The organism is uncultured Aquincola sp., from assembly GCF_964001545.1.
Classification (GTDB): Bacteria; Pseudomonadota; Gammaproteobacteria; order Burkholderiales; family Burkholderiaceae_C; genus Aquincola.
The window spans coordinates 1-5,909 of record NZ_CAXFDV010000272.1 but is presented as its reverse complement, the minus strand read 5'-3'; the positions used below and the strand labels follow the sequence as shown (position 1 = coordinate 5,909).

The window sequence follows — 5,909 nt, the reverse complement described above, 5'->3', positions numbered from 1 at the left end:
TATGCGCTGCTGGTGCTGGGCACCGTGGCATGGTCGCTGTGGGAAGTGGGGCTGGACTGGTGGCCACTGGCCGCGCGCGGCGACGTGATCTTCGTGCTCGGGCTGTGGCTGCTCACGCCCTGGGTGGCGCGTGGCCTGGGCCTGGCCGAAGGCGGACGCGGCGGCGGTGCCTGGAGCGGCCCTCGCGGCTGGCTGGGGCTGCTGCTGGGCCTGTTCCTGTTGCTGGCGGTGGCTTCGTGGTTCGTCGACAAGCACCGCATCGAAGGCACCGCGCCGCCGCCGCTAGCCAGCAGCGCGGCTGCCGCCTCGGCCCCCGTGCCGGATGGGGAGTGGCATGCCTACGGGCGCACCGGCGCGGGCCAGCGCTATTCGCCGTTGAGCCAGATCACGCCGGAGAACGTGGACAAGCTGGAAGTGGCCTGGGAGTACCGCACCGGCGACGTGCGCGGCCGCCCCGGCGACCCCAAGGAAACCACGTTCGAGGTGACGCCGCTGAAGGTGGGCAACCGGCTTTTCCTGTGCACGCCGCACCAGTCGGTGGTGGCGCTGGATGCCACCACCGGCCAGCAGCTGTGGCGCTTCGAGCCGCAGATCCAGGGCGCCGGCGCACTGGCGCTGCAGCACCTGACCTGCCGCGGCCTGTCGTACCACGCGCCGCGCAGCACGCCGGCCGGCAATGCCGCGCCCGACGCGGCAGTGGCTTCGGCCGCCAGCGCACCGGCCACGCCGCCGCCGGCCACGGCCTGCCACAACAAGCTCTTCATGCCCACGGCCGATGGCCGCGTGATCGCGCTCGACCCCGACACCGGCAGCCGCTGCCAGACCTTCGGCGTCAACGGCCAGATCGACCTGTGGACGCAGATGCCCAACGTCAAGCCGGGCTCGTACTACAGCACCTCGCCGGTGGTGGTGACGGACAAGCTGCTGGTGGTGGGCGGCACGGTGCTGGACAACGTGTCCACCGCCGAGACCTCGGGTGTCATCCGCGCCTACGACATCGACACCGGTGCGCTGGTGTGGAACTGGGATTCGGGCAACCCCGACGTGACCGAGCCGCTGCCCCCGGGCCAGACCTACACGCCCAATTCGCCCAACAGCTGGTCCATCAGCAGCGTGGACGAAGCGCTGGGCCTGGTGTACGTGCCCATGGGCAACCAGCCGCCCGACCAGTGGGGCGGCAAGCGCAGCGCGTCGGTGGAAAAGTACTCGTCCTCGGTGGTGGCGCTGGAGCTGGCCACCGGCAAGGTGCGCTGGGTGTTCCAGACGGTGCACCACGACCTGTGGGACTACGACGTGCCGGCCCAGCCGACGCTGGTGGACCTGACGGTCAACAACCGCTCGGTGCCGGCGCTGGTGCAGCCCACCAAGCAGGGCGAGCTGTTCGTGCTGGACCGCCGCACCGGCCAGCCGCTGCTGCCGGTGACCGAAGAGCCGGCCCCGCAAGGCGCGGCCGAAGGCGACCGCACCGCGCCCACGCAGCCGCGTTCGGCGCTGTCCTTCGATCCGCCGCCGCTGCGCGAGCGCGACATGTGGGGCGGCACGATGTTCGACCAGCTGGCCTGCCGCATCGCCTTCAAGCGGCTGCGCTACGAGGGCCGCTTCACGCCGCCTTCGGTCGGCGGCTCGCTGATCTACCCGGGCAACTTCGGCGTCTTCAACTGGGGCGGCGTGTCGGTCGATCCGCAGCGGCAGATCGTGTTTGCCACGCCCACCTACCTGGCCTTCGTGTCGCAGCTGGTGCCGCGGCCGGACGACAGCGCGATGCTGGTGCAAGGCGGCACGCCGCCCGAGGGTGGGCTGCCCGCGCTGAACGAAAACTTCGGCGCGCCCTTCGCCGTCAAGCTGGGCCCCTTCACCTCGCCGCTGGGCCTGCCCTGCCAGGCGCCGCCCTGGGGTTATGTGGCCGGGGCCGACCTGGTGAGCGGCCACAAGATCTGGATGCACAAGAACGGCACGGTGCGCGACAGCTCGCCGCTGCCACTGCCCTTCCGCATGGGCGTGCCCAACCTGGGCGGGCCGATCACCACCGCCGGTGGCGTGGCCTTCCTGTCGGGCACGCTGGACTACTACGTGCGCGCCTACGACACCAGCAACGGCAAGCAGCTGTGGCAGCACCGCCTGCCCGCCGGTGGCCAGGCCACGCCCATGACCTACCTGGGTGCCGACGGCCGCCAGTACGTGGTGGTGGCCGCAGGGGGCCACGGCTCGCTGGGCACCAAGACCGGTGACAGCATGATCGCCTACGCCCTGCCGAAATGAGCCCCTTCTGGAGAATCCCTTGAGCCTGACCCCCACCCCCCTGCGCTACCAGCCCACGTTCGAGGCCGCCGAGCCCGACGAAGCCCAGACCGACCAGGACTTGCGCGATGCGCTGCTGGGCATCAGCCGCACGGTGGCGCGCGACGAAGGCCATGCCTACCGCAGCGTGCATGCCAAGAGCCACGGCCTGCTGCGCGGCAGCCTGACGGTGCAGCCCGGCCTGCCGCCCGAGCTGGCGCAGGGCCTGTGCGCGCAGCCGGGCACCTACGACGCGGTGGTGCGCCTGTCGTCGACACCGGGCGACCTGCTGGACGACGGCGTGTCCACGCCGCGCGGCCTGGCCTTGAAGCTGCTGGGCGTGGAGGGCGAGCGGCTGCCGGGCAGCCAGGCCGATGCCACGCAGGACGTGCTGATGGTCAACGGCCCGGTGTTCAGCGCACCCACGGCCGCCAAGTTCCTCAAGACCGTGAAGCTGCTGGCCGCCACCACCGACAAGGCGCCCAACGCCAAGAAGGTGCTGTCGGCCGCGTTGCGCGGGCTGGAATCCATCATCGAGAAGGCCGGTGGCGAAAGCGGGACGCTCAAGGCGCTGGGCGGCCACCCGGCCACCCACATCCTGGGCGAGACCTTCTTCAGCCAGGTGCCGGTGCTGTGGGGCCCGTACATGGCCAAGCTGTCGCTGGCACCGGCATCGCCCGAGCTGCAGGCGCTGACCGACCAGCCCATCGAACTCAAGGACCGGCCCCATGCGCTGCGCGACGAGGTGCGCCAGCATTTCGCCCGCCAGGGCGGCACCTGGGCGCTGCGGGTGCAGCTGTGCACCAACCTGGAGGCGATGCCCATCGAGGACGCCTCGGTGGAATGGCAGGAGCAGGACAGCCCCTGGCACACCGTGGCCACGCTCAGCCTGCCGCCGCAGGACAGCTGGCCCGATGCGCGGGCCGATGCGCTGGACGACGGCCTGTCGTTCAGCCCCTGGCATGGGCTGGCCGCACACCGGCCCATCGGCTCGATCATGCGGGTGCGCAAGGCGGCGTATGAAGCGGCTGCCAGCTTCCGCCGCGGGCACAACGGCGTGCCGGTGACGGAGCCGCGCAGCCTGCAAGACCTGCCGGGTTGAGGAAGGCCAGCCGGGCGCCAGAACTTGTCTAGACGTCTAGGGTATTCGATAGGTGTAGTATTGGGCCCACAGACACGCAAGACCTTCCATCCGTAGGTCTCTCGCCCACCCTCCGCTCCCTTGGAGGCTCGGGCCGATGCTCGCACCGCTCATCGATTCTCTTGCCGTCTTGCGGTGGCCCGCATGCGGGCTGGCGTCTGCTCACGATCACCACCGCGCCGGGCGGACCGATGGCTGTCGGCCATCGACGCCGGGCATTGCAGTGGTGGGCTGGATTCACTCAAAAACAGGAGCGCCCCATGGCCAAGGAAGAACTCATCGAGATGCGCGGCGTCGTGCAGGAAGTGCTGCCCGACTCACGTTACCGCGTGACGCTGGACAACGGTCACCAGCTGGTGGCCTACACCGCCGGCAAGATGCGCAAGCACCACATCCGCGTGCTGGCGGGCGACCGCGTGTCGCTGGAGCTGTCGCCCTACGACCTGAGCAAGGGCCGCATCAGCTTCCGTCACCTGGAAGAACGCAGCGGCGCACCGCGGCGCTGAGCCCGGCTCAACGCCACACGGTTTTCACCAGCGCGTCGCGCACGATCTCGCGCACCGCCTGCGCCACCGCCCGCACCGCGGCCGAGCCCGCCTGGCGGTGAGACAGCACCAGCGTGAGCACGCGCGGCACGGTGGGCCGCACGATGCCCGCCGCGCTCAGGCGGCCGGCCGCCAGCTCTTCATGCACCAGTTGGTAGGGCAGCACGCTGTACAGCCCGCCATGCATCACCAGGCCCTTCATCGTCAGCATGGAGTCGGCCTCCACCGCCACCTGCAGTTGAACGCCCACGCGGCGACACACCTCATCCAGCGCGGTACGCAGCCCGTTGGGGCGTGAGGCCAGCACCAGCGGCACGCCGGCCAGCCGCTTGAAGGGCAGGGCGGGCGCATCGGGCGCCAGTGCCCCGGGCGGGCCCACCAGCAGGCTGTCCACCACGCACAGCCGCTCTTCGCCCTTGGGGTCGAGCCGGCCGAAGCGGTTGATCACCGCCAGGTCCAGGTCGCCGCTGGCCAGCCGTTCGTCCAGCGCATGCGAAAAGCCGTCGACGAACTGCAGCCGGATGCGCGGATGCCGCTGCGCCAGGCGCTGGTGCAGCAGGCCCACCAGCGGCTGCGCCGCCGCCGGCACCAGGCCCATGCGCACCAGCCCGCCGGGCTGGCCCCCCAGTTCAGCCGCCTCGGCCGCCGCGCGCTGCATGTCGGCCAGCGCGGCCCGCAGGCGCGGCGCCAGCAGCTGCGCCGCTTCGGTCATGGCCACGCCGCGGCCGGTGCGCTCGAAGAGGCGAATGCCGAGGTCGGCTTCCAGGGCCGCCACATGGCGGCTGACCACCGACTGCGCCACGTCCAGCTGGGTGGCTGCGCGGGTGATGCTGCCGCCCTGGGCCACCGCCAGAAAGGCCTCGATGCGGTGCAGGTTCATGCTTTCAAAGCATATCTGAAATCGCCTGCGATATCTTTTTGGCAAGGGGGCCGCTGCCTACGATGGCTGCATGAGCTCTCCTGCCGTTCCCCTCGATCGTCTGGCGCCCCGGCGCGCCGCCTGGTTGCAGCGCCTGCTGCCCGACGGCGTGCCGCGCCTGTGGTGCCCGCTGCTCACGCCCTACACCGCTGAGGGCGCCATCGATGCTGAACGCCTGAAGGCGCACCTGCGCTTCCTGCAGCCGCATGTGCGCGGCCTGCTGGTGCCCGGCTCCACCGGCGATGGCTGGCAGCTGGCCGACGACGAGGTGCGCACGCTGCTGCAGCTGCTGATGGACGAGGCGCCGGCCCTGGGCCTGCACCTGCTGGTGGGCGTGCTCAAGCCGGGGCTGCAGGAGATGCTGGCCACGCTGGCCGAACTGCGGGCCTGGCTGTGCCAGCGCGCGGGTGTGGTGGATGCAGTGGACGAGCTGGCACTGGCCCGCGTGCTCCGCCACAGCGGTGTTGTCGGCTTTACCGTGTGCCCGCCGCATGGCGCGCAGCTGTCGCAGGCCGAGATCGCCGCTTCGCTGGACCGTGTGCTGGCCACCGGCCTGCCGATGGCGCTGTACCAGCTGCCGCAGGTCACCGGCAACGAGATGGCGCCGCAGACGGTGGCTGCGCTGGCCGACCGCCACGCCCATCTGTTGATGCTCAAGGACACCAGCGGCGCCGACCGCGTGGCAGCGGCCGGTTTTCGCCAGGCTTTCCTCGTGCGGGGCGCGGAGGGCGGCTACAGCCGGCACCTGGCAGCGGCGGGTGGCGACTACGACGGCTTTCTGCTGAGCACCGCCAATGTGTTTGCACCTCAGCTGGCTACCTTGCTGGCGCACCTGGACGCCGGCCGGCAGGCCGAGGCCGACGCCTTGTCGGCCCGGCTGCAGGCGGTGGCCGAGGCGGTGTTTGCCGCCGCCGCGCCGCTGCCCCATGGCAATGCCTTCACCAACGCCAACAAGGCGCTGGACCACTTCATGGCCCACGGCCCGCGGGCCGAGGCGGTGCCCGGCCCGCGTTTGCACTCCGGGCAC

General features: G+C 71.1%; 5 protein-coding genes. 4 read left to right on the top strand and 1 reads right to left on the bottom strand.

What is annotated here, in order from left to right; translation table 11 throughout:
• The 3 genes from ABNT58_RS09495 to infA form a co-directional block, all read left to right on the top strand.
• On the top strand, window positions 1-2,259 hold a 2,259-nt coding region (locus ABNT58_RS09495; protein ID WP_348753244.1), incomplete at its 5' end, for a membrane-bound PQQ-dependent dehydrogenase, glucose/quinate/shikimate family.
• A 19-nt stretch (window positions 2,260-2,278) separates the two neighbouring features.
• Entirely contained in the window at window positions 2,279-3,379 is a 1,101-nt protein-coding gene (locus tag ABNT58_RS09490; RefSeq protein WP_348753243.1) for a catalase family protein, read from the top strand.
• 299 nt (window positions 3,380-3,678) lie between these two features.
• Window positions 3,679-3,924, top strand: coding sequence for a translation initiation factor IF-1 (gene infA / locus ABNT58_RS09485; RefSeq protein ID WP_348753242.1), 246 nt, complete (start codon window positions 3,679-3,681; stop codon window positions 3,922-3,924).
• Between the two features lie 7 nt (window positions 3,925-3,931).
• On the opposite strand, the gene ABNT58_RS09480 is transcribed toward infA, so the two are convergent.
• On the bottom strand, window positions 3,932-4,843 hold the full coding sequence (locus ABNT58_RS09480) for a LysR family transcriptional regulator (RefSeq protein WP_348753241.1): 912 nt from the start codon (window positions 4,841-4,843) through the stop codon (window positions 3,932-3,934).
• A gap of 70 nt (window positions 4,844-4,913) precedes the next feature.
• Between ABNT58_RS09480 and ABNT58_RS09475 the strand changes: the two genes are divergently transcribed.
• Window positions 4,914-5,909: dihydrodipicolinate synthase family protein (locus tag ABNT58_RS09475; RefSeq protein ID WP_348753240.1), on the top strand; the 996-nt coding region annotated here is incomplete at its 3' end.